Origin of the sequence: Streptomyces sp. NPDC048106, from assembly GCF_040706415.1 — a bacterium.
In the GTDB taxonomy this organism is placed as follows: domain Bacteria; phylum Actinomycetota; class Actinomycetes; order Streptomycetales; family Streptomycetaceae; genus Streptomyces.
Map to the genome: position 1 here is coordinate 20,894 of NZ_JBEZND010000020.1, position 25,616 is coordinate 46,509.

Here is a 25,616-nt window from a genome sequence, read left to right on the forward strand (position 1 = left end):
GGCATGACGAAGGCCCCCGGGGCGGACACCCGCCGGGGGCCTTCGTCACACACGGCCGGCGTCGGCCGGACCGCGCACGGTCGGCGTCGCTCAGACCGCCTCGACCAGCGGAGCCACCGGCTCCTCCGCCTTCGGCGTCTGCGGTCCGCTCTTCAGCGGGACCTCCTTGACGAAGAGGGCCGCGAGGAGGACCAGGACGGCGATCCCGGCACCCAGCAGGAACGCGGAGTGAATGCCCGCGGTGACCGCGTGCTGGTAGGCCTCCCGGGCCAGCGGCGGCAGCTTCGCCAGGCTCTTGGCGTCCAGCTGGGCCGACTTCTCGGTGATTCCCTTGCCCAGCGCGCCGGCCCGCTCGGTCATGACGTCCTTGACCCTGTTGTTGAACAGCGCGCCCATGATGGCGACACCGAACGAGGAGCCGAGCGTACGGAACAGCGTCGTGGACGAGGACGCGACGCCCATGTCCTTCATCTCCACGCTGTTCTGCGCCACCAGCATGGTGATCTGCATCAGGCAGCCCATGCCGAGGCCCAGCACCGCCATGTAGACGCCGGAGGTGAAGCGGCTCGTGCCGGTGTCCATCAGCGACAGCAGGTACAGGCCCACGATCATCAGCACGCCGCCGGCGATCGGGAACACCTTGTAGCGGCCGGTGTTGGTGGTGACCCGTCCCGCGATCATCGAGGTGACCATCATCGCGCCGAGCATCGGCAGCAGCAGCAGACCGGAGTTGGTCGCCGAGGCGCCCTGCACCGACTGCTGGTACAGCGGCAGGAACAGCGTCGCACCGAACATCACGAAGCCGGTGATGAAGCCGATCACGGACATCAGGGTGAAGTTGCGGCTGCGGAAGATGTGCAGCGGCAGCACCGGCTCGGCGGCCTTGGTCTGCCAGAACACGAACCCGGCCAGCGCCACCACGCCGATGGCGGTCAGTTCCATGATCCGCGCGGAGGTCCAGGCGTACTCGCTGCCGCCCCAGGTGGTGACCAGCACGATCGAGGTGATGCCGACGATCAGCAGCGCGATGCCGAGGTAGTCGATGCCCGCCTTGGCCCGCTTCTTCGGCAGGTGCAGCACCACGCTGACCAGCACCAGCGCGACCGCGCCGAGCGGCAGGTTGATGTAGAAGGACCAGCGCCAGCCCCAGTTGTCGGTGATGGTGCCGCCGACCAGCGGACCGCCGATCATCGCCAGCGCCATCACGCCGGCCATCATGCCCTGGTACTTGCCCCGCTCCCGCGGCGGCACGAGGTCACCGATGATCGCCATGACGCCGACCATCAGACCGCCGGCGCCGAGGCCCTGCACGGCACGGAAGCCGATCAGCTCGCCCATGTTCTGGGCCATGCCGCTGAGCGCGGAGCCGATCAGGAAGATCACGATGGAGCTGAGGAAGGCGCTCTTGCGCCCGTACATGTCGCCGACCTTGCCCCAGATCGGGGTGGAGGCGGCGGTGGCCAGGGTGTAGCCGGTGACCACCCAGGACAGGTGTTCCAGGCCGCCCAGCTCGCCGACGATGGTGGGCATCGCGGTGCCCACGATCATGTTGTCCAGCATCGCGAGCATCATCGCGATCATGAGCGCGAGCAGTACGACGCGCACGCTCCGTTGTTTCCTGCCCTCCTGTGGGCTTTCCACTGTGTCCGCCATCTCTTCCCCACTTCCCCCGCGGCTACTTACTTGCCGCCCGGCTAGTTACTACACTTGTCAAGGTAGAGACTAACTAGCCGGTCGTCAAGTAAGTTTTGCGGAGCCTTAGAGCGGTCGGCCACCCTTAGCCGGTCGGCAGACAAGTTTTCGCGGGAGTGCGAGGAGTACGAGGATGGGCGGCACCATGGACGGGCACAAGCAGCAGCGCCGCGGCAACACGCGCCAGCGCATCCAGGACGTCGCGCTCGAACTCTTCGCCGAGCAGGGCTACGAGAAGACCTCGCTGCGCGAGATCGCCGAGCGCCTCGAAGTTACCAAGGCGGCCCTGTACTACCACTTCAAGACCAAGGAAGAGATCATCGTCAGCCTCTTCGAGGACCTGACGCAGCCGATCGCCGACCTGATCGAGTGGGGCCGCGGCCAGCCGCACACGCTGGAGACGAAGCGGGAGATCCTGCGGCGCTACAGCGAGGCGCTCTCGCACGCCGAGCCGCTCTTCCGGTTCATGCAGGAGAACCAGGCGACGGTGCGGGAGCTGCGCATCGGCGAGACCTTCAAGGACCGCATGCACGGCCTGCGGGAGATACTCCGGGACCCGGACGCCGAACTGGTCGACCAGGTGCGCTCGCTCAGCGCGATGTTCACCCTGCACGCGGGGATGTTCGTGATGCAGGACCTGGTGGACGACGTCGAGACGCGGCGCAGGGCCGTTCTGGAGGTCGCCCTGGACCTGGTCACCCAGGCGCACGAGCACGCCCGCCGATAGCGACGACCGACAGCGACGACCGAGCCGGCCTGCCCAGGACGGGCCGGCCGGCTCGGTCGGTTTTCGATCAGTCCGGTCGATTCGTTCGGTTCGACCGTGTCAGTCGCGGCTCAGACCTTGAGGCCCTTGCCGAGCAGGAACGACACCGGGTTCAGCGCGGAGCCGTAGTTCGGGGTCGTACGGATCTCGAAGTGCAGGTGGGGACCCGTGGAGTTGCCGGTGGAGCCGGACAGGGCGATGTGCTGGCCGGTCTTCACCGTCTGGCCGACGTGGACGTCGACGCGGGACAGGTGCGCGTACTGGGAGTAGACGCCGTTCTCGTGCTTGATCACGACGGCGTTGCCGTACGCGGGACCGTCACCGGCGCCGTTGGGGCCGGCCTTGACGACGGTGCCGCCGTGCACGGCGAAGACCTCGGTGCCGGTCGACACGGCGAAGTCCTGGCCACTGTGCTTGGCGACCCAGTGGGCGCCGGACTGGTTGAAGCCGGCGGACAGCGAGTACTTCTTCACCGGGTCGACCCAGGAGGCGGCCGACGGAGCGGCGCTCGCGACTCCGGCGCCCAGCACGACCGGGACAGCGACACCGGCGGCCAGGAAGGCGGCGCGGTTACGGAGCGAGGACGTACGGGTGGCGCGGGACGTGAAGCGCTTGATCATCGGGACCTCGTGAACTCGGGGACAGATCGGCCGCCTGGCGCACAGACGTTCGCCGCGGCGGCCATCCCTTGGTAACCGATCCCCCCGGCCGGGTGAAAGTGGCCCTCCTACGGCGCCCGCTAGTAGATGCGGGGTGAACCACCACCGCCTTGACAGCCCCCGAACCGCGCATCCACGCGCTTTTTGCCCGCCCTTTACCCGCCCGACGGATCCCACTATCGGGGCTAGTAAGGGATAAATCGCCTGTGCGGCATGTCACCGGCTCCGCGTGTCCGCGGGGCGAGGAAAGTGACGCAGACCTCTATCCGCCTACCGCTCGGTAACCCTACGGTTCCCCTCACGCCATCCGCACCACAGATCATGCACCTGCCATCCCGGCACCGCGTACGTGACGTGAGAGGAACCCCCACCGATGACCAGAGGCCCCCTGGCGCGCCGCCTCACCGTGACCGCCGTCTCCGTGGCCGCCCTGGCCGCCGTGGCCGCCCCGGCACAGGCGGCGGACACCACCACGGCCCCGGCCGCCCACACGACGGCCACGGCGACCGCGAGCGACACGACCGCCGAGGTCGACTTCACCACCTGGCAGAACGACTGCCAGGCGGTCATGGACCAGGCCCTGCCCTACCTCCAGCAGCGCGTCGCCGACGCCCGGCCCGGCGAGAAGCAGGCCATCGTCCTCGACATCGACAACACCGCGCTGGCCACCGACCTGGGCTTCCAGCTCCCCCAGGCCGCCAACAAGCCGGTGCTGGACGTCGCCCAGTACGCCCAGGCCCACGGCGTCGCGCTCTTCTTCGTCACCGCCCGGCCGGGCATCATCGAAGAGCCCACCGAGTGGAACCTGAAGTACGACGGCTACCAGGTCTCCGGCCTCTATGTGCGCGGCCTGTTCGACCTCTTCAAGAACGTCGCCGACTACAAGACGGCCCAGCGCGTCGACATCGAGAACCAGGGCTACGACATCATCGCCAACATCGGCAACAGCGACACCGACCTGTCCGGCGGCCACGCCGACCGGACCTTCAAGCTGCCCGATTACAACGGCCAGTTGTCGTAAGGGAGTTAGGCTCCATCCGTAGTCTTCTGACGGTCGTACGACCACGGGGGTGGCGGATGGAGCCGACGGTCCTGGGCGGCAGACTCGCGTCCGCCGCGATCGGCCCGCTGGTGCGGAAGCTGATCGTGGCGGACGGCCCGGGTGCGGGGCTGGTGGACCGGCCGGTACGGCTGTCCGCGCTGGTCTCCTTCCGGGGCGAGAAGCGGACGCTCGGCGAGAAGGACGTCCACCGGCTCGCCGAGCGGATCGTGACGCGGGCGGTGGAGTCGCCGGGCGAGGCGCCGTTCCCGGCGGCCGAGCAGACCGCCGTGGCCCATGCGCTGGCCCGGAGGCTGCTGGCTCTCGGCGACCTGGAGATGGACGACGTCCAGGCCGTACGGCTCGGCCACCGCGATCTGGCGACCCGGCTGCGCGACGCCACGGCCGGCTTCGACGGCCTCTCCTCGGACGCCCGCCACTTCCTGGACTCGGCCACGGAGTGGGCCTGCCTCCAGATCCTGGAGTTCTTCACCCGGCGGTCCTCCTTCGTGGCCCGCACGCTCGTGGAGCAGACCCGGGCACAGGCCGAACTCATCGCCAAGGTGGACGAGTTGATCGTCCGCGTGCCGCGCCCCGACGCGCGCGACACCGCCTTCGAGCGCCGCTACCTGCCGTACGTCGCCCGGCACCACGACCACATCACCATCTACGGCATCGACCTGCGCGACTCCCCGGACCGCTGGCCCCTCGAAGTCGCCTACCTGAGCCTGGAGGCGACCTCGGTCGAGGACGCGTCGCCCGGCCCGGCGCCCGGCGAACGTCCGCCGGCCGACACCGGCCGGCTGCGGGCCGAGGAGGCGCTGCTGGCCGATGCCCGGGTGCTGCTGCGCGGTGACGCCGGCTCCGGCAAGACCACCCTGGTGCAGTGGCTCGCGGTCACGGCGGCCCGCGACGGCGACCGCGTCCCCTACGTCCTCCCTCTGCGCACCCTGATCCGCACCGGCACCCTGCCCGCCCCGGACGGCTTCCTGAAGGCCGTGAGCTGCCCGCTGACCCCGCCGGAGGGCTGGGCCGAACGCGTCCTCACGGCGGGCCGGGGCCTGGTCCTGGTGGACGGCCTGGACGAGATCCCGGCCGCCGACCGCCACCGCGCCCGCGACTGGCTGCGCTCCCTCCTGGCGGCCTACCCCGGCAACCACTGGCTGCTGACCTCCCGGCCGACCGCCGTACGCCCCGACTGGCTGGCCCAGGAGGACTTCCGCGAGCTGACCCTGGCCCCGATGCGGCGCTCGGAGGTGGCGACCTTCGTCCACCGCTGGCACGAGGCGGCGGGGGCCCCGGGGTTCGAGGCCCCGCTGCTGGACTCCCTGCGCACCAAACGCGATCTCGCCCGACTCGCCACCAACCCCCTGATGTGCGGCCTGATCTGCGCCCTGCACCGCGAACGCCGCGGCTATCTCCCCACCGGCCGCAAGGAGTTGTACGACGCCGCCCTCACGATGCTGCTCGCCCGCCGCGACCGGGAGCGGGGCATGGGCGTCGAACTGGGCGAGGAGGTCCAGCTGGAGCTGCTCCAGCGGCTCGCGTACGCGCTGGTGCTCAGCGGCCGCACGGAGATGGACCTCGACACGGCCGAGGGGATCGTGGAGCGGTCCCTGCCGACGGTGGCGTCGGCGGGGGGCGACGCGTCCGCCGTACTGCGGGAGCTGCTGCTGCGCAGCGGGATGCTGCGGCAGCCGGCCGAGGGTGCAGTGGACTTCGTCCACCGGACGTTCCAGGACTACCTGGGGGCCCGGTACGCGGTGGCGGAGGGGCATCTGGAGGTGCTGCTCAGCCACGCGGACGACAGTCAGTGGGAGGACGTCATCCGCATGGCCGTCGCCCACGCGCGCCCCCGCGAACGGGCTTCGCTGCTGCGGCGGTTGCTGGCCGCCCAGAGCCCTCGGCTGACGCTGCTCGCGCTGGCCTGTCTGGAGCACGTGGCGGCGTTGGACGGCAAGGTGCGCGAGGAGGTGGAGAAGCGGGCGGCGGCGCTGATTCCGCCGCGGACGACGCAGGACGCGCAGGCGCTCGCGGAGGCGGGGCCACTGGTGCTGGAGCTGCTGCCGGGGCCGGAGGGGCTGACGGACGAGGAGGCGCGGGCCGTCACGGTCGCCGCGTCCCTGCTCGGCGAGCTGGAGCCCGAGGGCGCGCTGGGCGTGCTGCGGCGGTTCCGGGAGCATCCGGACCTGGAGGTGCGGCGCCAACTGACGGGGAGCTGGCGGCGGTTCGAAACCGAGGAGTACGCGGCCGAGATCCTGGACCACCTGGACCGGACGGATATCCGCCTGGTGTCCAGTTCGGGCGAGCAGAACGCCGCGCTGGCCCGGATGCGGCCCTGGCCCTGGCTGTCCTTCGCGGGCGCGCACAAAGCCGAGGACATGGTGGCGGCGGTGCCCTCGCTCGGGGAAATCGCGTCGCTCTTCTTGACGAACAACCCCGAACTCACCGATCTCGGCGGCCTTGCGCCCTTCCGCAGGCTGCGCGAACTGTGGGTGGACAACTGCCCGGCCGCTGCCGGTCTGGACCGGCTTTCCGCCCTGCCACTCGTACTACTCGGCCTGTCCGATATCGGCGACGTACGGGGCCTGCGGTTTCTTCCGTCCCTCACCACTCTCTCCGTGGTCCAGCAATTGCCGGGCAGCGACCTCACCCACACCCTGCCTGTCGACTCACCACTGGAATTCCTCTTCCTCGGCAGGTCCAGCACCGACCACACGGGTTTGCGCGGGCTGCGGGAGTGGAGCGGTCTGCGCACCCTGAGCCTCGGCCCGCTGACCACGGAACCGACGGCCGCCGACTGGCGCGAAGTAGCGGAACTTCCCGCTCTGACCAACCTCTACCTGAACGGACGCATCCTCCGCGATTTCCCCCGCTCTCTCGACGCCCTGCCGGAGCTTCCCGGCGTCGAAGTGCTTCAGGTCCCGGTGATGACCGGCACCGAGGATCTCTCCGTACTGGCATCCCGGCTGCCGGGCCTTCGCTCGGTGCGCCTGACGCATCCGTCGAACCGGCCCTTCCCGGGTGCTCGATACCAGGAACTCTTTCCCGCCGCCGAACTCACGGTGGAAGAACACTGAAAGGGGCCGGTGCCCGAAGGCACCGGCCCCTTTCGGCTGAACCGCCGGAGGCTTACGCGTCCTTGCTCAGGTTCGGACCGCCACCGGCCGCCTGCTCGATCGGCGGGGCGTCCGGCAGGGCCGACTTCTCCTCGCCGCGGAAGGTGAACGTGGCGCTCTCGCCCTCGCCCTCCGTGTCCACGACCACGATGTGGCCGGGGCGCAGCTCGCCGAAGAGGATCTTCTCGGAGAGGCTGTCCTCGATCTCGCGCTGGATGGTGCGGCGCAGCGGCCGGGCGCCCAGCACGGGGTCGTAGCCCCTCTTGGACAGCAGCTCCTTGGCGGACTGGGACAGCTCGATGCCCATGTCCCGGTCCTTCAGGCGCTCGTCCACCTTGCCGATCATCAGGTCGACGATCCGCAGGATGTCCTCCTGCGTGAGCTGCGGGAAGACGACCACGTCGTCCACACGGTTGAGGAACTCGGGCCGGAAGTGCTGCTTCAGCTCGTCCTGGACCTTGTTCTTCATGCGCTCGTAGTTGGTCTTCGTGTCACCCGAGGCCGCGAAGCCCAGGTTGAAGCCCTTGGAGATGTCCCGGGTGCCGAGGTTGGTCGTCATGATGATGACCGTGTTCTTGAAGTCCACGACCCGGCCCTGGGAGTCGGTCAGGCGACCGTCCTCCAGGATCTGCAGCAGCGAGTTGAAGATGTCCGGGTGGGCCTTCTCGACCTCGTCGAACAGGACGACGGAGAACGGCTTGCGGCGCACCTTCTCGGTCAGCTGGCCGCCCTCCTCGTAGCCCACGTAGCCGGGGGGCGAACCGAAGAGACGCGAGACCGTGTGCTTCTCGCTGAACTCCGACATGTCGAGGGAGATCAGCGCGTCCTCGTCGCCGAAGAGGAACTCGGCGAGCGCCTTGGACAGCTCGGTCTTACCGACACCGGACGGGCCGGCGAAGATGAACGAGCCACCGGGGCGCTTCGGGTCCTTCAGACCGGCACGCGTACGGCGGATCGCCTTCGACAGCGCCTTGACGGCGTCGACCTGGCCGATGACCCGCTTGTGGAGCTCGTCCTCCATGCGCAGCAGGCGGGAGGACTCCTCCTCGGTCAGCTTGAAGACCGGGATGCCCGTGGCAGTGGCGAGGACCTCGGCGATCAGCTCGCCGTCGACCTCGGCGACGACGTCCATGTCGCCGGCCTTCCACTCCTTCTCCCGCTTGGCCTTGCCGGCCAGGAGCTGCTTCTCCTTGTCGCGGAGCGAGGCGGCCTTCTCGAAGTCCTGCGAGTCGATCGCGGACTCCTTGTCCCGGCGGACGGCGGCGATCTTCTCGTCGAACTCGCGCAGGTCCGGCGGCGCGGTCATCCGGCGGATGCGCATCCGGGAACCGGCCTCGTCGATCAGGTCGATGGCCTTGTCCGGCAGGAAGCGGTCCGAGATGTAGCGGTCGGCCAGGGTGGCGGCCTGGACCAGCGCCTCGTCGGTGATGGAGACGCGGTGGTGCGCCTCGTACCGGTCGCGCAGGCCCTTGAGGATCTCGATGGTGTGCGGCAGGGACGGCTCCGCGACCTGGATGGGCTGGAAGCGGCGCTCCAGGGCCGCGTCCTTCTCCAGGTGCTTGCGGTACTCGTCCAGCGTGGTGGCACCGATGGTCTGGAGCTCGCCGCGGGCCAGCATCGGCTTGAGGATGGAGGCCGCGTCGATGGCGCCCTCGGCGGCACCCGCACCGACCAGCGTGTGCAGCTCGTCGATGAACAGGATGATGTCGCCGCGGGTGCGGATCTCCTTGAGGACCTTCTTCAGGCGCTCCTCGAAGTCACCGCGGTAGCGGGAGCCGGCGACCAGGGCGCCGAGGTCCAGCGTGTAGAGGTGCTTGTCCTTCAGCGTCTCGGGCACCTCGCCCTTGACGATGGCCTGGGCGAGTCCCTCCACGACGGCGGTCTTGCCGACGCCGGGCTCACCGATCAGCACCGGGTTGTTCTTGGTACGGCGGGACAGCACCTGCATGACCCGCTCGATCTCCTTCTCGCGCCCGATGACCGGGTCGAGCTTGGATTCGCGGGCGGCCTGGGTGAGGTTCCGGCCGAACTGGTCGAGGACGAGGGAGGTCGAGGGGGTGCCCTCGGCCGGCCCGCCGGCGGTGGCGGTCTCCTTGCCCTGGTAACCGGAGAGCAGCTGGATGACCTGCTGCCGCACCCGGTTGAGGTCGGCACCCAGCTTGACCAGGACCTGGGCGGCGACGCCCTCGCCCTCACGGATCAGGCCGAGCAGGATGTGCTCCGTGCCGATGTAGTTGTGGCCCAGCTGAAGGGCCTCGCGGAGCGACAGCTCCAGGACCTTCTTGGCACGGGGGGTGAAGGGGATGTGGCCGGACGGGGCCTGCTGGCCCTGGCCGATGATCTCCTCCACCTGCTGACGGACCGCCTCAAGCGAAATGCCGAGGCTCTCCAGGGCCTTAGCGGCGACACCTTCGCCCTCGTGGATGAGACCCAGGAGGATGTGCTCGGTGCCGATGTAGTTGTGGTTGAGCATCCGGGCTTCTTCCTGAGCCAGGACGACAACCCGCCGCGCGCGGTCGGTGAACCTCTCGAACATCGTTAATCGCTCCTCAGAGCGGTCAGGCAGTGGGGGGAACTTCCCCTCCCTGTCCTTCCGCAGCTTAGTCCCGCAAGCGGGGACCGCTCATTCCAACTGCCGACACCGTCCTTGGCCTCCTGACCCCGAACGCCGACATCTGCTCCAACCCGATGGTGCGAGACGATGTTCCCGCAGGCCAGGCAGTTACCCCACTCGCCACTACGCCGATGGCGAACGGGAGACCGCCGCACCCGCACGTCGCCCCCTCCCACTAGGCATGTCTTACCCGCGGGGACTGACACTCCATGCCGCGCGTACCGGTTCCCTCCGCTACGGGCGAACAACCTTGCGGCTCCCCCTGCCGCCGGGTGACACCACTTCCGGCACGCTGTGCGATCGACAGGGCACTCAGCGTAACCCGCTGCCTGTCCCGCCGGTTGCACCTGGCATGGCTGGCACGGTCTCCACGACCTCCACGGTCCCCCTTCCTCGCCGCTCCGTCGAACCGGGAGCGCCCGGCGTGCGGAGCCGCGGGGCGCGGCGGTGGCACGAGGTCCGGCGCTGGTACGAGAACGAACTGGGGTGGCCGACCGTGCCCGGACACCCGCCGCGGCTGCCTGCCGGGGTGCGGTTCGACGTCCTGGACGTGCCGGCGCAGGCGGGTGCGGGGGCGCTGCGGCGGCTCGCGCCGCTCTCGCCGGTGGCCCTGCGGGGCGACCGGATGGAGCTGCTGGTGGCCGCGGGCGGCGCCGCGGAGCTGCCGGGGCTGCTGGAGTGGCTGGAATGGGACGCCGTGGCGCTCGATCTGCGGGCCCTGGGGGCGGGGGACCTCCTGGAGGCGCCGCTGCCGCCCGGGTGGCCGCCGCCGCGGTCCGGGAGCCTGAAGGGGGCCGCCGTGTGGCTGCGGCCCCCTGGGACGGGGCGCGAGGCCGAGGCCTCACTGCCCGCGATGCCGGGCATGGGGCGCGAGGGGATCGCCCCCGATCTCGTACGGCTGGTGGACACGGTGGCGCTGTGGTGTCACCGTGTCCGGCTGCGGCGGGAATGCGGCGGGGCGCCGGTCTCGCCGTAGGGTCGTGCTGATGGTCGTACTGGTATTCGGCTGAATCGGCTGATCAGCCGTTGGCCTTCTCGTACGCCTCGCGGATGGACGCGGGGACGCGGCCACGGTCGTTGACCTCAAGACCGTTCTCCTTGGCCCAGGCGCGGATGGCCGCGGTGTCCTGGTTGCCGCTGGAGGCGGCGCGGGCCTTTCCACGTCCACCGGAGGCACGGCCACCGGTACGACGACCACCCTTGACATAAGGGTCGAGAAGGCCGCGCAGCTTGTCCGCATTGGCGGTCGTGAGATCGATCTCGTACGTCTTGCCGTCCAGCGCGAACGTCACCGTCTCGTCCGCCTCGCCGCCGTCGAGGTCGTCGACAAGAAGGACCTGAACCTTCTGTGCCACCGGATTTCCTTTCATCGATAACGTTGAGGGCCAGGGTGCGCGCGTCCGCCCGTTTCGCCGCCCCTGTTATATGCAGTACTGCAGTACGTCGGAAAGCAAACCGCTTTTGCGGGAAAAACACAAACCCCTGGGAGAGGACTGCGGAGGGCGCACGGGCCGGAAAGATACGCGTTTCGGACATAGGGAACCGCGCATAGTCACCGGGCAAAGACGATCACAGATGCAGAAGCATCCGGCTGTTGCCCAAGGTGTTCGGTTTCACTCGTTCGAGTCCGAGGAACTCCGCGACGCCCTCGTCATAGGAACGCAGGAGCTCCGCGTAGACATCCGTGTCGACCGGCGTCTCGCCGATCTCGACGAAGCCGTGCTTCCCGAAGAAGTCGACTTCGAAGGTCAGGCAGAAAACCCGGCGAACACCGAGCCAGCGCGCCGTGTGCAGCAACTTCTCCAGCAACTGATGGCCAACGCCTGCGCCCTTGAGGCCGGGCTTCACCGCGAGAGTGCGGACTTCCGCGAGGTCCTCCCACATGACGTGCAGCGCGCCGCAGCCGACGACCTCGGCGTTGTCGTCCCGTTCCGCGACCCAGAACTCCTGGATGTCCTCGTAAAGGGTGACCGTGGCTTTGTCGAGCAGGATGCGGTCGCGGACGTAGGCGTCGAGGAGGTGGCGCACGGCCGGCACATCGCCGGTCCTGGCCCGGCGGACCGTGATGGCTTTTGCGGAGACTTCGGGACGTGCTGCGGACATGAGCGGACGCTATCGCCCGTCGGCGTCCGCCGCCGAGCCGGGGTTCTCCTGCTGCTCCGCTTGTGCGGCCGGCGGTTCCGCGGCTTCGGGGGCCCGCGGGGTTTCCGGTCCCTGGACGATGCGGATGGCGGCGCCGAGGGCCCGGCGCTGTTCCTCGCTCATCATCCCGAAGAACGCGACGAGTGCGGCGGCGGGGTTGTCGCTCTGCGACCAGGCATCGTTCATGAGAGCGGCGGCGTAGGCGGCGCGGGTGGAGACGGCCTCATATCGATAGGCCCGGCCTTCCGCCTCGCGGCGGACCCAGCCCTTCTGATGAAGATTGTCCAAAACCGTCATCACGGTGGTGTACGCGATGGTGCGTTCCTGCTGGAGGTCTTCCAGGACTTCTCGAACGGTCACCGGGCGGTTCCACTTCCACACCCGCGTCATGACCGCGTCTTCGAGTTCTCCCAAGGGGCGAGGCACAACTCAGAACAATAGTGGGAGATCAGGACAATGGCGTGCCGAACGTGGCGGAAGTTTGTGAATCCGGACAAAAAGGGCACACCATGGGAAAGCTTGCCTCTCCCTGGCGTGCGAGGGTCTGTCTCAGGGCGCCGCGGCGCCGCTCAGGCGTCCTGGGCGGCGGCGGAACCGCTCCGCGCCGCTTCCCTCCTCGCGATCGCGGCGTCGACGGCCGCGTCCTCCTTGGCCTTGGCCGTCCCGCCCTGGGTCTTCACGATCACCCGGACCACACCGATGAAGAACACGGCCATCACGACCGGGGGCACAAGCGCGGAGACATAGTCCATGCGACCAGAGTAGCCACCCCGGACCGGGCGAATCGGGCGGGGTACGCAAACACCGCCAGGGGTCGCCGGACGGCCGCGGCACCACGACACGGCCGCTGACTGAAGCCCTCGATCGGCCCGCCGCACCGGCAGCCCGGCCACGCCCACGCCGGCCGGCGACGCCCCTACGGGCACCCTGCCGACGACCGTCCGGGGCGGCCGACTCCGGGGGGACTGGGCGCCCGGAGGGCGCGACGGCCCAGGCACCGGTCCCACGCCGACCCCGCCTGGGGGCCGCCTGCCGGGCGTTTCACCGCCGCCACAGGACGCACAAGCCCAGCGGCCCCACTACGGCCACCGACGACGGGCGCGGAAGCGGGCGGGCGCCGGGACGGCGCCGGGCGGGCGGAGTAACCCAGGCGTCGGTCCCCGACGACGCCGCCCGGGGTCGGCCTGCTGCGGCGTTTCACCGCCGCCACGGAATGGGCGCGCCCAGTGGCCCCGCCAGGGCCCGCCGACGACGGTCACAGGAACGGGGCGGCGCGAGGACGACACCCGCCCGGAGGGGCTGGCCACCGGGCGGGCGGAGTTCCAGGCGTCACCCCGACGACCCGCCCGGGGGCCGGGCTGCCATGGCGTTTCACCGCCGTCACGGGGCGGACGCGCCCGGCCCTGCCATGGCTCGCCGGGCGGGCGGAGTGGCCCAGGAGCGCCGCTCCCCCGGCAGCCCCGCCCGGGGGTCGGAGCGGACGCGTCCGCGTGGGCTGGGTGCTCGCTCCGGCGGAGGCGGCCTCGGCCGGGGGGTGGGGTCAGCCGACCAGTTGGCGGGAGGGGGACGGTTTGCGGCGGGGGAAGACTTCGCCGGGGGTGGGGATGGGGCGCTTGGGGGTGGTGGGGTCGGGGCGTTCGGCCGGGGTCGGCTTCGGGGCGGGCTTGGGGGGCTGTTTGTCCGTGTCCTCGGCCTGGGGGGCCGCGCCGCCCGACAGGGCCAGCAGGCGCGTCCTCGCGGGCGGCACCGCCGGTGCCGGGACCCTGCGCGCGCCCTGGGCGAAGCGGGCCCGTACGTCCTGTTCCGCCAGGGCCTGGCAGCGCTCCAGCAGGACCGCCGCCCTCGGGTTGCCCCGCAGGGCCCGCAGCGCCGCGAGGTCGTCCGGCACCGGCCGGTACCCGGCGCCCAGCGCCTCCTCCAGGAGGGCGAAGTAGCCGGCCGCGGTGCCCGGGAGGGCGGCCCGGTAGCGGCCCAGGTCGGCCAGCAGGAAGGCGCGCAGTCTCACCCCCTCGCGGATCGCCTCGTCCAGCGAGTCGGCGAGCCGGAGGCAGTCCTGGACGTCCTCGGCGGACGTGGGGCCGGGGTGCAGGGCGAGGGCGAGGGCGCGGCGGAGCACACGCAGCTCCTCCGCGCCGAACGCCATGCCGCCGCGGGATCCGTATGGCGTGGGCATGCGGCGACGCTACCGCTAATCGGACAAAAGTGACACAACGGGACGATGTGTCGCGGGAGTTTCCCCCTAAAAGCGCCCCGCGCCCCTCGTCCCGGCCGGTCGGCCGGTCGGCCGCTAAAGCCTCGACATGTTCCTCTCGTACACCAGCCGCAGCCCGATCAACGTCAGCCACGGCTGATGCTCGTCGATCACCGACGACTCGCCCAGCACCATCGGCGCCAGGCCGCCCGTCGCGATCACCGTCACGTCGTCCGGGTCGTCCGCCAGCTCGCGCGCCATCCGGCTCACCACCCCGTCGACCTGGCCCGCGAAGCCGTACACGATGCCCGCCTGCATGGCCTCGACCGTGTTCTTGCCGATCACGCTGCGGGGGCGGGCGACCTCGATCTTGCGAAGCTGGGCGCCCTTGACGCCGAGCGCGTCGACGGAGATCTCGATGCCGGGGGCGATGACGCCGCCGACGTACTCGCCGCGGGCGGAGATCGCGTCGAAGGTGGTCGCCGTGCCGAAGTCCACGACGATCGCCGGGCCGCCGTACAGCTCCACCGCCGCGGCGGAGTTGATGATGCGGTCGGCGCCGACCTCCTTGGGGTTGTCGGTGAGGATGGGCACGCCGGTCTTGACGCCCGGCTCGACCAGGACCGCGGGGACGTCGCCGTAGTAGCGGCGGGTGACCTCGCGCAGCTCGTGCAGGACCGACGGGACGGTGGCACAGATCGCTATCCCGTCGATGCCGTCGCCCAGTTCGTCGCCGAGCAGCGGGTGCATGCCCATCAGGCCCTGGAGCAGCACCGCCAGCTCGTCCGCCGTGCGGCGGGCGTCGGTGGAGATGCGCCAGTGCTCCACGATGTCCTCGCCGTCGAACAGGCCGAGGACGGTTTGCGTGTTGCCGACGTCGATCGTGAGCAGCATGGCCGTTACTCCGCCTCCCGCAGGTCCAGGCCGATGTCCAGGATCGGCGAGGAGTGGGTGAGCGCCCCGACGGCGAGGAAGTCCACCCCGGTGTCGGCGTACGCGCGCGCGGTGGCGAGCGTCAGCCGGCCGGAGGCCTCCAGGAGCGCCCGCCCGTCGACGATGCCGACGGCCTCCGCGCACTCGCCGGGCGTGAAGTTGTCCAGCAGGATCAGGTCGGCGCCCGCCTCCACGACCTCGCGAAGCTGGTGCAGGGTGTCGACCTCGACCTCGATCGGCACGTCCGGGAAGGTCTCCCGTACGGCCTTGAAGGCATGGGCGACGCCGCCGGCGGCGACCACGTGGTTGTCCTTGACGAGGGCCGCGTCCGACAGGGACATGCGGTGGTTGACGCCACCGCCGGCGCGGACCGCGAACTTCTCCAGGGCGCGCAGGCCGGGGGTCGTCTTGCGGGTGTCGCGGACCTTGGTCTTCGTGCCCTCCAGGACGTCCGCCCACGCGCGCGTCGCGGTCGCGATGCCGGACAGCCGGCACAGCAGGTTCAGCGCGCTGCGCTCGGCGGTGAGCAGGTCGCGGGTGCGGGTGGTGACGGACAGCAGCTTCTGCCCGGCCTCGACCCGGTCGCCGTCCTCCACGTGCCGCTCGACCTCGAACTCGTCCGTGCAGACCACGGAGAGCACGGCCTCGGCGACGCGCAGGCCGGCCACGACGCCCGCCTCGCGCGCGGTGAAGTCACCGGTGGAGACGGCCTCTTCGGAGATGGTCGCGACCGTGGTCACGTCCACGCCGCCGGCCAGGTCCTCCTGGATGGCCACGGTGGCGATGTCCTCGACCTCGACCGGGTCGAGCCCGGCGGCGGCCAGCAGCTCGGCGAGCACGGGGTCGAGCCCGCACTCCAGGTAGTCCTCGTCGTGCTCCGCGCCGCAGCCACAGCCGTCGCCGCAGCCACCGGTCGTCACGAGGGGAAGGTCGTCGGTGCTCACGTCTGTCACTGCTCCTGGTGCACTGGGTGTTACCGGGTAGGGGGGAAGTCTGCGGTGTCGGTGGGGCGCACCGCCAGCGAACGGTCCGGATCGAGCCGTACGACGATGTGGCGCCGCCAGTTCTCGTCGTCGCGCTCGGCGTGGTCCTCGCGCCAGTGGCAGCCGCGGGTCTCCTCGCGCAGCAGGGCGGCGGCGACCAGGACGCGGGCCACGCACAGGAGGTTGGTGGCCTCCCAGGTGTCCACGCCGGGCTCGGCGGTCTTGCCGTGCTCGTCCAGGGTGTCCCGGGCGGCCGCGTGCAGCCGCTGAAGCTGCTCGGCGGCGCCGGCGAGGGACTCGGCGCTGCGCAGCACGCCCGCGCCCTCGGTCATGATCCGCTGGATGGCGAACCGGGACTCGGGGGCGAGCAGCGGGTACGCCGGCCGGTCGGGGTCCGGGACCGGGACCGGGACCCGCGCGCGCAGACCATCGGCGGCGCGCTCGGCGGCGATGTCCGCGACGATCCGCTCGGCGTAGACCAGGCCCTCCAGGAGGGAGTTGGAGGCGAGCCGGTTGGCGCCGTGCACGCCGGTGCAGGCGCACTCCCCGCTCGCGTACAGGCCCGGCACGGTGGTGCGGCCGTGGTCGTCGGTGCGCACGCCCCCGGAGGCGTAGTGGGCGGCCGGGGCGACCGGGATGGGCTCGGTGACCGGGTCGATGCCGTTGGCCCGGCAGGCGGCCAGGATGGTCGGGAAGCGGCGCTCCCACATCTCGGCGCCGAAGTGCCGGGCGTCGAGGTACATGTGCTGGGCGTCCTGCGCCTGCATCCGCCGCGTGATGCCCTTGGCCACGATGTCCCGGGGCGCCAGCTCGGCCAGTTCGTGCTGCCCGGCCATGAAGCGCACGCCGTCGGCGTCGACCAGATGGGCGCCCTCGCCGCGCACCGCCTCGGAGACCAGCGGCTGCTGGCCCTCCGCGTCCGGACCGAGGAACAGCACGGTCGGGTGGAACTGCACGAACTCCAGGTCGCTGACCTCGGCGCCCGCGCGCAGCGCGAGGGCCACGCCGTCGCCGGTGGACACCGACGGGTTGGTGGTCGCGGCGAACACCTGGCCCATGCCGCCGGTGGCGAGCACCACCGCGGGGGCGTGCACGGCGCCGACGCCGTCGTGCTGGCCCTCGCCCATGACGTGCAGGGTGACGCCGGCCGTGCGGCCCTCGGCGTCGGTGAGCAGGTCCAGGACGAGCGCGTTCTCGATCGTGCGCAGGCCGCGGGCGCGGACCGCCTCGACCAGCGCCCGGGAGATCTCCGCGCCGGTGGCGTCGCCGCCCGCGTGGGCGATCCGGCTCCGGTGGTGGCCGCCCTCGCGGGTGAGGGCGAGACCGCCCTCGGAGGACTCGTCGAAGTGGGCGCCGGTCTCGATGAGCCGTCGTACCGCGTCCGGGCCCTCGGTGACGAGGAGGCGTACGGCCGCCTCGTCGCACAGGCCGACGCCCGCCACCAGGGTGTCCTCCAGATGCTGTTCGGGGGTGTCGCCCTCGCCGAGGGCGGCCGCGATGCCGCCCTGGGCCCAGCGGGTGGAGCCGTCGTCCAGGCGGGCCTTGGTGACGACGACCGTGGTCAGTCCGGCCGCCTCGCAGCGCAGGGCGGCGGTCAGGCCCGCCACGCCGGAGCCGACGACGACCACGTCCGCGGCGATGGCCCAGCCGGGGGCGGGCGCGTGCAGTCGTATGCCTGTGCTGGTCACGAGGCGGCTCCGAGGGTTCCGAAGGTGAGCGGAAGGTTGTCGATCAGCCGGGTGGCGCCGACCCGGGCCGCGACGGCGAGCACCGCCTCGCCGGTGAAGTCGTCGCCGATCTCGGTGAAGTCGGACGGGTCGACCAGGGCGAGGTAGTCCAGTTCTAGCGGCGGGTCGTAGCGGACGGCCTCGTCCAGGACCTGGCGGGCGGCGGCGCGGACGGCGGCCGGGCCGCCCGGGGCGGCCGTGGCCACCGCGTGCGCGTCGGCGGCCGCGCGGGACTCCCCTATCGCGCTCAGCGCCTCCGCGCGCGCCTGGGTGGCGGGCACCTCGCGGGCCCGCGCGCGCAGCGCCTCCTGGGCGGCGTGCCGGTCGCGGCCCGCGAACAGCGCGCGGGAGAGGGCGAGCGCGGTGCGGCGCTCGTCGGGGGAGAGGAAGCGGTTGCGGCTGGAGAGCGCGAGCCCGTCCTCCTCGCGCACGGTCGGTACGCCGACGATCTCGATGCCGAAGTTCAGGTCCCGCACCATGCGCCGGATCAGGGCGAGTTGCTGGGCGTCCTTCTGGCCGTAGAGGGCGACGTCGGGGCGGGTGAGGTGGAGCAGCTTGGCGACGACGGTCAGCATGCCGTCGAAGTGCCCGGGGCGGGAGGAGCCCTCCAGGCGTTCGCCCATCGGGCCCGCGGTGACGCGGACCTGGGGGTCGCCGCCGGGGTAGACCTCGTCCACGGCGGGCGCGAACACGGCGTCGGCACCGGCCTGGGCGGCGATCTTCAGGTCGGCCTCCAGGGTCCGCGGGTAGCGGTCCAGGTCCTCGCCCGCGCCGAACTGGAGCGGGTTGACGAAGACGGTGACGACGACCTCACCGTCCGGGCCCGCGATCCGCCGCGCGGAGCGGATGAGGGTGGCGTGGCCCTCGTGCAGGGCGCCCATGGTCATCACGACGGCGCGGCGGCCGCGGCGGGTGCGCGCGTGCAGCTCCTGGGCGGTGCTGAGCAGGTCGGTGGTCATCGGTCGTTCCCCTCGGTGCCGGTCGTGCCGTCGGTGCCGTCGGTGCCTTCGTGGTGGCCGCCCTCGGTGCCGGGGGCGGCCGTGCCGTCGGCCAGCGCGCCGAGCAGGTCCTCGGCGAGTTCCGGCTTGAGCAGGCCGTGCGCGAGGGCGCGGTCGGCGGTGGCGCGGGCCATCGCGACGTAACCCGCGACGGCGCCCGGGGCGTGCCGGCGCAGCTCGGTGATGTGCGCGGCGACGGTGCCGGCGTCCCCGCGCGCGACCGGACCGGTCAGGGCCGCGTCCCCGGAGCGCAGGGCGTTGTCCAGGGCGGCGCCGAGCAGCGGGCCGAGCATCCGGTCGGGGGCCTCGACGCCGGCCGTGCGCAGCAGCTCCATGGCCTGGGCGACCAGGGTGACCAGGTGGTTGGCGCCGAGCGCGAGGGCCGCGTGGTAGAGCGGGCGGTTCTCCTCGCTGATCCACTCCGGCTCGCCGCCCATCTCGATCACCAGTGCCTGGGCGGCCAGCCGCAGCTCCTCGGGCGCGGTGACGCCGAAGGAGCAGCCCGCGAGGCGCTGGACGTCCACGGCGGTGCCGGTGAAGGTCATCGCGGGGTGCAGGGCGAGTGGCAGGGCGCCCGCGCGCAGGGCGGGGTCGAGGACCTTGGTGCCGTACCGGCCAGAGGTGTGCACGATCAGCTGGCCGGGACGGACGGCACCGGTCTCGGCGAGGCCCGTGACCAGCGCGGGCAGCACGTCGTCGGGGACGGTGAGCAGCACCAGGTCGGCGCGCTGGAGGACCTCGGCGGGCGGCACCAGGGGCACGCCCGGGAGCAGGGCCTCCGCGCGCCTGCGGGAGGCGTCGGAGACGCCGGAGACGGCCACCGGGCGGTGCCCGGCGAGCTGGAGGGACGCGGCCAGCGCGGGGCCCACGCGGCCGGCGCCCACGACGCCGACGGTGAGCCGCGCGGGGCGGTCCTTGAGGTCTTGCTGGTGGACTGTACTCACGCGACGGCGGCCTTCCCGTTCCAGTCCGCTTCGGGTACCGGACGATGTACCGGACGATTTCTCGTCATGTTAACGCTATCCCGGTCCGCCGCCGACCGGTTGTCCACAGGCTGTGGGTTTCACCACGCCCCCGGAGGAGGCCACCGATTTCCGGGTGCCCCGGGCGGGCCCGGCGCGGCATGATCACGGGCATGACCGAGACATCCGCGCAGGACACCGGACCCACGGCCCAGGAACGATGGGCGGCCGTACGACGGCGAGGGCCGCGCAGGCTGAACCACGCGGGCTGGACCGACTCGATCGGCGACCGCCTCGCGCACCTGACGGAGGCGGGCGCGCAGGTCCACGACCTGGACGAGCCCGGCGACATGTACGGCAACCGGATCGTCGCCGCCCTGGAGGAGAAGGTCGCCGCGCTGCTCGGCATGGAGGCCGCCGCGTTCTTCCCGACGGGCACGATGGCCCAGCAGGTGGCGCTGCGCTGCTGGGCGGGCCGCACCGGCAACCCCGCGGTGGCCCTGCACCCGATGTCCCATCCGGAGGTGCACGAACGCGACGCTCTCAGCCAGGTCAGCGGGCTGCGCCCGGTGCACGTGGGCAGCGGGCCCCACCAGCCGACGGCGGCGGAGATACGCGACCTCGAAGAGCCCTTCGGCGCGCTGATGCTCGAACTGCCGCTGCGGGACGCCGGTTTCCTGCTGCCCACCTGGGAGGAGCTGACCGAGCTGGTCACGGCGGCGCGGGAGCGCGACGCGGTGGTGCACCTCGACGGCGCGCGCCTGTGGGAGTGCACCGAACACCTCGGGCGCCCCCTGGAGGAGATCGCGGGCCTGGCCGACAGCGTCTACGTGTCGTTCTACAAGTCCCTCGACGGCCTCGGCGGCGCCGCGCTCGCCGGGCCCCGGACCCTCGTCGACGAGGCGCGGACCTGGCGGCACCGGTACGGCGGGCAGGTCTTCCAGCAGTTCCCGACCGCGCTGTCCGCCCTGATCGGCCTGGAGCGCGCGCTGCCCCGGCTGCCCGAGTACGTCCGGCACGCGCGCGTGGTCGCCGCGGCGCTGCGCGAGGGCTTCGCCGAGGCGGGGCTCGCGTGGGCGCGGGTGCACCCCGAGGTGCCGCACACCCATGAGTTCCAGGTCTGGCTGCCGTACCCGCCCGAGGTGTTGGCCGAGGCGGCGCTGCGGCAGGCCGAGGACACCTCGGTGGCCCTCTTCCCCAACCGCTGGTCCGGCGACGCCGGGCCCGGCATGGCCCGCACGGAGGTCACCGTCCGCGAGCCCGGCCTGGAGTGGACGGCACAGGACGTACGGGCGGCCGTGCGGGACTTCGTGCAACGGCTGCCCGAGCAGGCCTGACCCGCGGACGCCGGCGACGGCGGCGTTCGGGGCGACGGCGGTGTTCGGGGCGACGGCGGTGGTCGCGGCGAGCAGGCCGTCACCGGCGCGGCGGCTCCCCTCGGGAGCCGTACCGCCAGGTCTCAGCCGTGGCCGCCCGCCCGCACCAGCCCGGTCTCGTACGCCAGCACCACCACCTGCACCCGGTCCCGCAGCCCGAGCTTGGTGAGGATGCGGCCCACATGCGTCTTCACGGTCGCCTCGGACAGCACGAGCCGCGCCGCGATCTCCCCGTTGGACAGTCCCTGCGCGACCAGCACCATCACCTCGCGCTCCCGGTCGGTGAGCCGCTCCAGCTCCTTGTGCCGGGGCTCCCGGCCGCCCGAGGGCAGCAGCGGCGCGAACCGGTCCAGCAGGCGCCGCGTGGTCGAGGGCGCCACCACCGCGTCCCCGCTGTGCACGGCGCGGATGGCGGCCAGCAGCTCACCCGGCGGCACGTCCTTGAGCATGAAGCCGGACGCGCCCGCCTTCAGCCCGGAGAAGGCGTACTCGTCCAGGTCGAACGTGGTCAGGATCAGCACCTTGGGCGGGTCCGGCTGCGCGCAGATCCGCCGGGTCGCCTCCACGCCGTCGAGCTTGGGCATGCGGACGTCCATCAGGACGACGTCGACCGCGGTGGAGCGCAGCGCCTCAAGGGCCTCCACTCCGTCGCCCGCCTCGGCCACGACCTCCATGTCCGGCTGGGCGGCGAGCACCATCCCGAACCCGGTGCGCAGCAGCACCTGGTCGTCGACGAGCATCACGCGGATCGTCATCGGGGTCCCTCTTCCATCCGTCGGTCCATCCGCCAGTCCACCCGCCCGTCCATCCGCCCGTCCATCCGTCGGCGACTCAGTGCGCCGGTTTGAGCGGCAGCAGGGCGCTGATGCGGAACCCTCCGCCAGGACGCGGCCCGGCGTCCAGGGTGCCGCCGACCATACCGACGCGTTCGCGCATGCCGATCAGACCGTGCCCCCGGCCGTCGGCGCCGCCCTCCTCGAACAGCTCCTGCGGGGCGCCCTTGCCGTCGTCCTCCACGAGCAGGCCAAGACCGTCGTCGAAGTAGACCAGCCGGACGCTCGCCCCCGCCTTCGGGCCGCCGTGCTTGCGGGTGTTGGTGAGCGCCTCCTGCACGATCCGGTAGGCGGTCAGCTCCACCCCGCTGGGCAGCGGGCGCGGGGTGCCCTCCACCTTGAAGTCGACGGGCAGCCCGGAGCCGCGGCACTGCTCGATCAGCTCGTCGATCTGCTCGACGTCGGGCTGCGGGACGTACTCCCCGCCCTCCTGGTGCTCCCCGGTGCGCAGCACGCCCAGCAGGCGGCGCATCTCGGCGAGGGCCTGCCTGCCGGTCGAGGAGATCGTCTCCAGGGCCGTCCTGGCCTGGTCGGGGGCGGCGTCCAGGACGTAGGCGGCGCCGTCGGCCTGGACCACCATCACGGACACGTTGTGCGCCACGACGTCGTGCAGTTCGCGGGCGATCCGGGCGCGCTCGGCGGCGACCGCGACCTTCGACTGCGCCTCGCGCTCCTTCTCCAGACGGGCCGCGCGCTCCTCCAGTTGGGCGAAGTAGGCGCGCCGGGTGCGCATGGAGTCGCCGAGCACCCAGGCGAGCGCGAACGGCACGGTCTGGAAGACCACGATGGCGATGCGCCCGAGCAGGCTCGCATCGGGAGCCGGCCAGCGAAGCTGCGCGAGCGTGGCGGCGCAGAAGCTGGCGACCAGGGCGAGCCGGGAGGCCCAGCGCGCGCCCATCGTGGCGACCGTGTAGGCGATCACCAGCAGGGCGAAGTCGCCGACGGTCGTCTGCACGTCCAGCACGAGCTGGGCGAGGCCGGTGGCGAGGGCGAGCAGCAGCATCGGCTCCGGGAACCGGCGGCGCAGCGCGACGACGACGCACAGCACGACGGAGACGGCGACCCCCGCGCCGAGCGGCCCCTTGTGACCGACCGTCCCGCGCAGGTTGACCTCGCTGACGACCGACAGCCCGAACAGGACGACGGCCCAGAAGGAGTCGACCCCGGTCGGGTGGCGGCGGAGGAAGTCGTAAAGGCGCTGCACGTAACCCAGAGTAGGGAAACGGAATGCCCGCACGGGTCAACCGGAGGGCCGATCCGGGCCCGCCGCGCGTACTCCCCAAGGTGGAGGAGTTGATCATCTGTACGCCTACTCTGGTGCGGTGACGCGGGAGAGGCCACGGCAGGAGCGGGACACGCCCGGGGGCGCGGGTGCGCGCGGCTGGCGGGCGGCGGCCGAGGAGGCCCTGTACGGCCCCGGCGGCTTCTACCGGCGCCCGGAGGGGCCCGCCGGGCACTTCCGTACGTCCGTGCACGCCTCGCCGCTGTTCGCACGGGCCGTGGCCGAGCTGCTCCGCCGGGTCGACGCGGCGCTGGGACGGCCCGGGACGCTGGACTTCGTGGACATGGGCGCCGGACGGGGCGAACTGGTCACCGGCGTGCTCGCCGCGCTGCCGGCCGAGGTGGCGGCGCGCGTGCGGCCGGCCGCCGTCGAGATCGCCGACCGCCCCGCGGGCCTGGACGAACGCGTCGTCTGGCGGAGCGAGCCCCCGGCGGCGGTCACCGGGCTGCTGTTCGCCAACGAGTGGCTGGACAACGTGCCCCTGGACGTGGCCGAGGCGGACGCGGCGGGTGTGCCCCGGTACGTGCTCGTCGGCGCCGATGGCACCGAGCGCCTCGGCGACCCGGTGACCGGCGCGGACGCCGACTGGCTGGCGCGCTGGTGGCCGCTGGGGGCCGAGGAGGGGTTGCGGGCGGAGATCGGGCTGCCCCGCGACGAGGCGTGGGCGGCGGCCACGGGCCGGGTGGCACGCGGGCTCGCGGTGGCCGTGGACTACGCCCACACCGCCGGAGCACGCCCCCCGTTCGGCACCCTCACCGGCTTCCGCGCGGGCCGCGAGACGGCCCCGGTACCGGACGGGACCCGCGACATCACGGCCCATGTCGCCCTGGACGCGTGCGCGGCGGCGTCCCGGCACCCGGCCGACGCGCGCCTCCGCACCCAGCGCGCCGCCCTCCACGCCCTCGGGGTCACCGGCGCACGCCCCCCGCTCACGCTCGCCTCCACCGACCCCGCCGCCTACGTGCGCGCCCTCGCGAGCGCCGGGGAGGCAGCCGAACTCACCGCCCAGGGCGGCCTCGGCGACTTCGGGTGGCTGCTCCAGCCGGTGGGGATCGCGGACCCCCTGGCCTGAACCGCGCCGCTCCTTGCCGCTACTTGTCGATGTCGCCGACCACGAAGAACATCGAGCCCAGGATCGCCACCATGTCCGCCACCAGGGTCCCGGGCAGCAGCTCGGTCAGCGCCTGGATGTTGTTGTACGACGCCGAGCGCAGCTTGAGCCGGTACGGGGTCTTCTCGCCCTTGCTGACCAGGTAGTACCCGTTGATGCCGAGCGGGTTCTCGGTCCAGGCGTAGGTGTGGCCCTCGGGCGCCTTCAGCACCTTCGGCAGGCGCTGGTTGATCGGGCCTGGCGCCAGCTCGGCGAGCCGGTCCAGGCAGGCGTCCGCGAGGTCCAGCGCGTTGTGCGTCTGCGCCAGGAGCACCTCGAAGCGGGCCAGGCAATCCCCCTCGCCACGGGTGACGACCTCCAGCGTGTCCTGGAGCTCGCCGTACGCCAGGTACGGCTCGTCGCGGCGCAGGTCGAAGTCGACGCCCGAGCCGCGCGCGATGGGCCCGCTCACGCCGTACGCGTGCACCGCCTCGGGCGCGAGGGCGCCGACCCCGCGCGTGCGCCCCCGGAAGATCTCGTTGCCGAGGACCAGGTCGTCGAAGACGTCCATGCGCGAGCGCACCGCGGCGACGGCGGCACGGGCGCGGCCCGGCCACCCGGCAGGCAGGTCCTCCTTGAGACCGCCGACGCGGTTGAACATGTAGTGCATGCGCCCGCCGGAGACCTCCTCCATGACGTTCTGGAGCACCTCGCGCTCGCGGAACGCGTAGAACACCGGCGTGATCCCGCCCAGTTCCAGCGGGTAGGAGCCGAGGAACATGAGGTGGTTGAGCACCCGGTTCAGCTCGGCGAGCAGCGTGCGCGTCCACACCGCCCGCTCGGGGACCTCCATGCCGAGCATCCGCTCCACGGCGAGGACCACACCCAGCTCGTTCGAGAACGCCGACAGCCAGTCGTGGCGGTTGGCGAGCATGATGATCTGCCGGTAGTCCCGCGCCTCGAAGAGTTTCTCGGCGCCGCGGTGCATGTAGCCGATCACCGGCTCGGCGCGCAGGATGCGCTCCCCGTCCAGCACCAGCTTGAGCCGCAGCACGCCGTGCGTGGACGGGTGCTGGGGCCCGATGTTGAGCACCATGTCGGTGCTCTCCGCGGCACCGCCGATCCCGACCATGGTCTCCGTCGTAGGACTCATGCCCCCAGTTTCCCCCATGCCGGGGCGCGAAAAGGCCCGGCTCCCCCAGGGGAGAAC

Annotated in this window: 22 protein-coding genes; 6 read left to right on the forward strand and 16 right to left on the reverse strand. The window is 72.0% G+C overall.

What is annotated here, in order from left to right; translation table 11 throughout:
• Nucleotides 1-90 precede the first annotated feature (90 nt).
• Nucleotides 91-1,653, reverse strand: coding sequence for an MDR family MFS transporter (locus tag AB0927_RS21010; protein WP_366669171.1), 1,563 nt, complete (start codon nucleotides 1,651-1,653; stop codon nucleotides 91-93).
• 172 nt (nucleotides 1,654-1,825) lie between these two features.
• Here AB0927_RS21010 and AB0927_RS21015 point away from each other — a divergent pair, with 172 nt between their 5' ends.
• Nucleotides 1,826-2,419, forward strand: a complete 594-nt coding sequence (locus AB0927_RS21015; RefSeq protein ID WP_366669172.1) for a helix-turn-helix domain-containing protein — start codon at nucleotides 1,826-1,828, stop codon at nucleotides 2,417-2,419.
• Nucleotides 2,420-2,529: 110 nt separating this feature from the next.
• Here the strand turns inward: AB0927_RS21015 and AB0927_RS21020 are convergent, their stop codons facing one another.
• A complete protein-coding gene (locus tag AB0927_RS21020; protein WP_366669173.1) occupies nucleotides 2,530-3,078 on the reverse strand; it encodes a M23 family metallopeptidase in 549 nt (182 codons plus the stop codon).
• 412 nt (nucleotides 3,079-3,490) lie between these two features.
• Here AB0927_RS21020 and AB0927_RS21025 point away from each other — a divergent pair, with 412 nt between their 5' ends.
• Nucleotides 3,491-4,138 (forward strand): HAD family acid phosphatase, encoded by a 648-nt coding sequence (locus tag AB0927_RS21025; RefSeq protein WP_366669174.1) that lies wholly within the window; start codon nucleotides 3,491-3,493, stop codon nucleotides 4,136-4,138.
• A gap of 56 nt (nucleotides 4,139-4,194) precedes the next feature.
• Complete coding sequence (locus tag AB0927_RS21030) at nucleotides 4,195-7,236, forward strand: NACHT domain-containing protein (protein WP_366669175.1); 3,042 nt, start codon at nucleotides 4,195-4,197, stop codon at nucleotides 7,234-7,236.
• Between the two features lie 52 nt (nucleotides 7,237-7,288).
• On the opposite strand, the gene AB0927_RS21035 is transcribed toward AB0927_RS21030, so the two are convergent.
• Nucleotides 7,289-9,811 (reverse strand): ATP-dependent Clp protease ATP-binding subunit, encoded by a 2,523-nt coding sequence (locus tag AB0927_RS21035; RefSeq protein ID WP_366669176.1) that lies wholly within the window; start codon nucleotides 9,809-9,811, stop codon nucleotides 7,289-7,291.
• Between the two features lie 502 nt (nucleotides 9,812-10,313).
• Between AB0927_RS21035 and AB0927_RS21040 the strand changes: the two genes are divergently transcribed.
• The gene (locus tag AB0927_RS21040; RefSeq protein ID WP_366669177.1) at nucleotides 10,314-10,865 is read left to right on the forward strand and encodes an SCO3374 family protein; all 552 of its coding nucleotides are present in this window, start codon (nucleotides 10,314-10,316) and stop codon (nucleotides 10,863-10,865) included.
• Nucleotides 10,866-10,908: 43 nt separating this feature from the next.
• On the opposite strand, the gene AB0927_RS21045 is transcribed toward AB0927_RS21040, so the two are convergent.
• The 10 genes from AB0927_RS21045 to AB0927_RS21090 all read right to left on the reverse strand — a co-directional run bounded on the left by AB0927_RS21045 (nucleotide 10,909) and on the right by AB0927_RS21090 (nucleotide 19,807).
• Nucleotides 10,909-11,244 carry an Lsr2 family protein gene (locus tag AB0927_RS21045; protein ID WP_037660325.1) on the reverse strand — a complete coding sequence of 112 codons (336 nt, stop codon included), beginning with the start codon at nucleotides 11,242-11,244 and terminating at the stop codon, nucleotides 10,909-10,911.
• Between the two features lie 214 nt (nucleotides 11,245-11,458).
• Nucleotides 11,459-11,992, reverse strand: a complete 534-nt coding sequence (locus tag AB0927_RS21050) for an amino-acid N-acetyltransferase (RefSeq protein ID WP_366669178.1) — start codon at nucleotides 11,990-11,992, stop codon at nucleotides 11,459-11,461.
• 9 nt (nucleotides 11,993-12,001) lie between these two features.
• Nucleotides 12,002-12,445, reverse strand: coding sequence for a BlaI/MecI/CopY family transcriptional regulator (locus AB0927_RS21055; protein WP_366669179.1), 444 nt, complete (start codon nucleotides 12,443-12,445; stop codon nucleotides 12,002-12,004).
• Between the two features lie 155 nt (nucleotides 12,446-12,600).
• Nucleotides 12,601-12,783 (reverse strand): hypothetical protein, encoded by a 183-nt coding sequence (locus AB0927_RS21060; RefSeq protein WP_366669180.1) that lies wholly within the window; start codon nucleotides 12,781-12,783, stop codon nucleotides 12,601-12,603.
• Nucleotides 12,784-13,571: 788 nt separating this feature from the next.
• Nucleotides 13,572-14,174, reverse strand: coding sequence for a hypothetical protein (locus tag AB0927_RS21065; RefSeq protein WP_366669260.1), 603 nt, complete (start codon nucleotides 14,172-14,174; stop codon nucleotides 13,572-13,574).
• Nucleotides 14,175-14,318: 144 nt separating this feature from the next.
• Nucleotides 14,319-15,116 (reverse strand): type III pantothenate kinase, encoded by a 798-nt coding sequence (locus AB0927_RS21070; protein WP_366669181.1) that lies wholly within the window; start codon nucleotides 15,114-15,116, stop codon nucleotides 14,319-14,321.
• 5 nt (nucleotides 15,117-15,121) lie between these two features.
• Nucleotides 15,122-16,099, reverse strand: coding sequence for a carboxylating nicotinate-nucleotide diphosphorylase (nadC, locus tag AB0927_RS21075; RefSeq protein ID WP_366669183.1), 978 nt, complete (start codon nucleotides 16,097-16,099; stop codon nucleotides 15,122-15,124).
• A 29-nt stretch (nucleotides 16,100-16,128) separates the two neighbouring features.
• On the reverse strand, nucleotides 16,129-17,826 hold the full coding sequence (locus tag AB0927_RS21080) for an L-aspartate oxidase (RefSeq protein ID WP_366669184.1): 1,698 nt from the start codon (nucleotides 17,824-17,826) through the stop codon (nucleotides 16,129-16,131).
• Complete coding sequence (panC, locus tag AB0927_RS21085; RefSeq protein WP_366669185.1) at nucleotides 17,823-18,824, reverse strand: pantoate--beta-alanine ligase; 1,002 nt, start codon at nucleotides 18,822-18,824, stop codon at nucleotides 17,823-17,825. The genes AB0927_RS21080 and panC overlap by 4 nt, the downstream gene beginning before the upstream one ends.
• Nucleotides 18,821-19,807 carry a DUF2520 domain-containing protein gene (locus AB0927_RS21090; protein WP_366669186.1) on the reverse strand — a complete coding sequence of 329 codons (987 nt, stop codon included), beginning with the start codon at nucleotides 19,805-19,807 and terminating at the stop codon, nucleotides 18,821-18,823. The genes panC and AB0927_RS21090 overlap by 4 nt, the downstream gene beginning before the upstream one ends.
• A 191-nt stretch (nucleotides 19,808-19,998) precedes the next feature.
• On the opposite strand from AB0927_RS21090, the gene AB0927_RS21095 reads away from it, so the two are divergent.
• Nucleotides 19,999-21,162: a beta-eliminating lyase-related protein gene (locus AB0927_RS21095; protein WP_366669187.1), complete on the forward strand. Its 1,164-nt coding sequence runs from the start codon at nucleotides 19,999-20,001 to the stop codon at nucleotides 21,160-21,162.
• 122 nt (nucleotides 21,163-21,284) lie between these two features.
• Here AB0927_RS21095 and AB0927_RS21100 read toward each other — a convergent pair whose 3' ends face one another.
• Entirely contained in the window at nucleotides 21,285-21,956 is a 672-nt protein-coding gene (locus AB0927_RS21100) for a response regulator transcription factor (protein WP_366669188.1), read from the reverse strand.
• Between the two features lie 76 nt (nucleotides 21,957-22,032).
• The gene (locus AB0927_RS21105) at nucleotides 22,033-23,238 is read right to left on the reverse strand and encodes a sensor histidine kinase (RefSeq protein WP_366669189.1); all 1,206 of its coding nucleotides are present in this window, start codon (nucleotides 23,236-23,238) and stop codon (nucleotides 22,033-22,035) included.
• 118 nt (nucleotides 23,239-23,356) lie between these two features.
• Between AB0927_RS21105 and AB0927_RS21110 the strand changes: the two genes are divergently transcribed.
• Nucleotides 23,357-24,388: an SAM-dependent methyltransferase gene (locus tag AB0927_RS21110; RefSeq protein WP_366669190.1), complete on the forward strand. Its 1,032-nt coding sequence runs from the start codon at nucleotides 23,357-23,359 to the stop codon at nucleotides 24,386-24,388.
• 19 nt (nucleotides 24,389-24,407) lie between these two features.
• On the opposite strand, the gene AB0927_RS21115 is transcribed toward AB0927_RS21110, so the two are convergent.
• Nucleotides 24,408-25,559: an NADH-quinone oxidoreductase subunit D gene (locus AB0927_RS21115; RefSeq protein WP_366669191.1), complete on the reverse strand. Its 1,152-nt coding sequence runs from the start codon at nucleotides 25,557-25,559 to the stop codon at nucleotides 24,408-24,410.
• Nucleotides 25,560-25,616: the final 57 nt, after the last annotated feature.

Bases quoted from the DNA above. Each gene is read 5' to 3' on its own strand.
- AB0927_RS21010 (WP_366669171.1), bottom strand. From the start codon at position 1,653: ATGGCGGACACAGTGGAAAGCCCACAGGAGGGCAGGAAACAACGGAGC.
- AB0927_RS21015 (WP_366669172.1), top strand. From the start codon at position 1,826: ATGGGCGGCACCATGGACGGGCACAAGCAGCAGCGCCGCGGCAACACG.
- AB0927_RS21020 (WP_366669173.1), bottom strand. From the start codon at position 3,078: ATGATCAAGCGCTTCACGTCCCGCGCCACCCGTACGTCCTCGCTCCGT.
- AB0927_RS21025 (WP_366669174.1), top strand. From the start codon at position 3,491: ATGACCAGAGGCCCCCTGGCGCGCCGCCTCACCGTGACCGCCGTCTCC.
- AB0927_RS21030 (WP_366669175.1), top strand. From the start codon at position 4,195: ATGGAGCCGACGGTCCTGGGCGGCAGACTCGCGTCCGCCGCGATCGGC.
- AB0927_RS21035 (WP_366669176.1), bottom strand. From the start codon at position 9,811: ATGTTCGAGAGGTTCACCGACCGCGCGCGGCGGGTTGTCGTCCTGGCT.
- AB0927_RS21050 (WP_366669178.1), bottom strand. From the start codon at position 11,992: ATGTCCGCAGCACGTCCCGAAGTCTCCGCAAAAGCCATCACGGTCCGC.
- AB0927_RS21060 (WP_366669180.1), bottom strand. From the start codon at position 12,783: ATGGACTATGTCTCCGCGCTTGTGCCCCCGGTCGTGATGGCCGTGTTC.
- AB0927_RS21065 (WP_366669260.1), bottom strand. From the start codon at position 14,174: ATGGCGTTCGGCGCGGAGGAGCTGCGTGTGCTCCGCCGCGCCCTCGCC.
- AB0927_RS21070 (WP_366669181.1), bottom strand. From the start codon at position 15,116: ATGCTGCTCACGATCGACGTCGGCAACACGCAAACCGTCCTCGGCCTG.
- panC (WP_366669185.1), bottom strand. From the start codon at position 18,824: ATGACCACCGACCTGCTCAGCACCGCCCAGGAGCTGCACGCGCGCACC.
- AB0927_RS21095 (WP_366669187.1), top strand. From the start codon at position 19,999: ATGACCGAGACATCCGCGCAGGACACCGGACCCACGGCCCAGGAACGA.
- AB0927_RS21100 (WP_366669188.1), bottom strand. From the start codon at position 21,956: ATGACGATCCGCGTGATGCTCGTCGACGACCAGGTGCTGCTGCGCACC.
- AB0927_RS21115 (WP_366669191.1), bottom strand. From the start codon at position 25,559: ATGAGTCCTACGACGGAGACCATGGTCGGGATCGGCGGTGCCGCGGAG.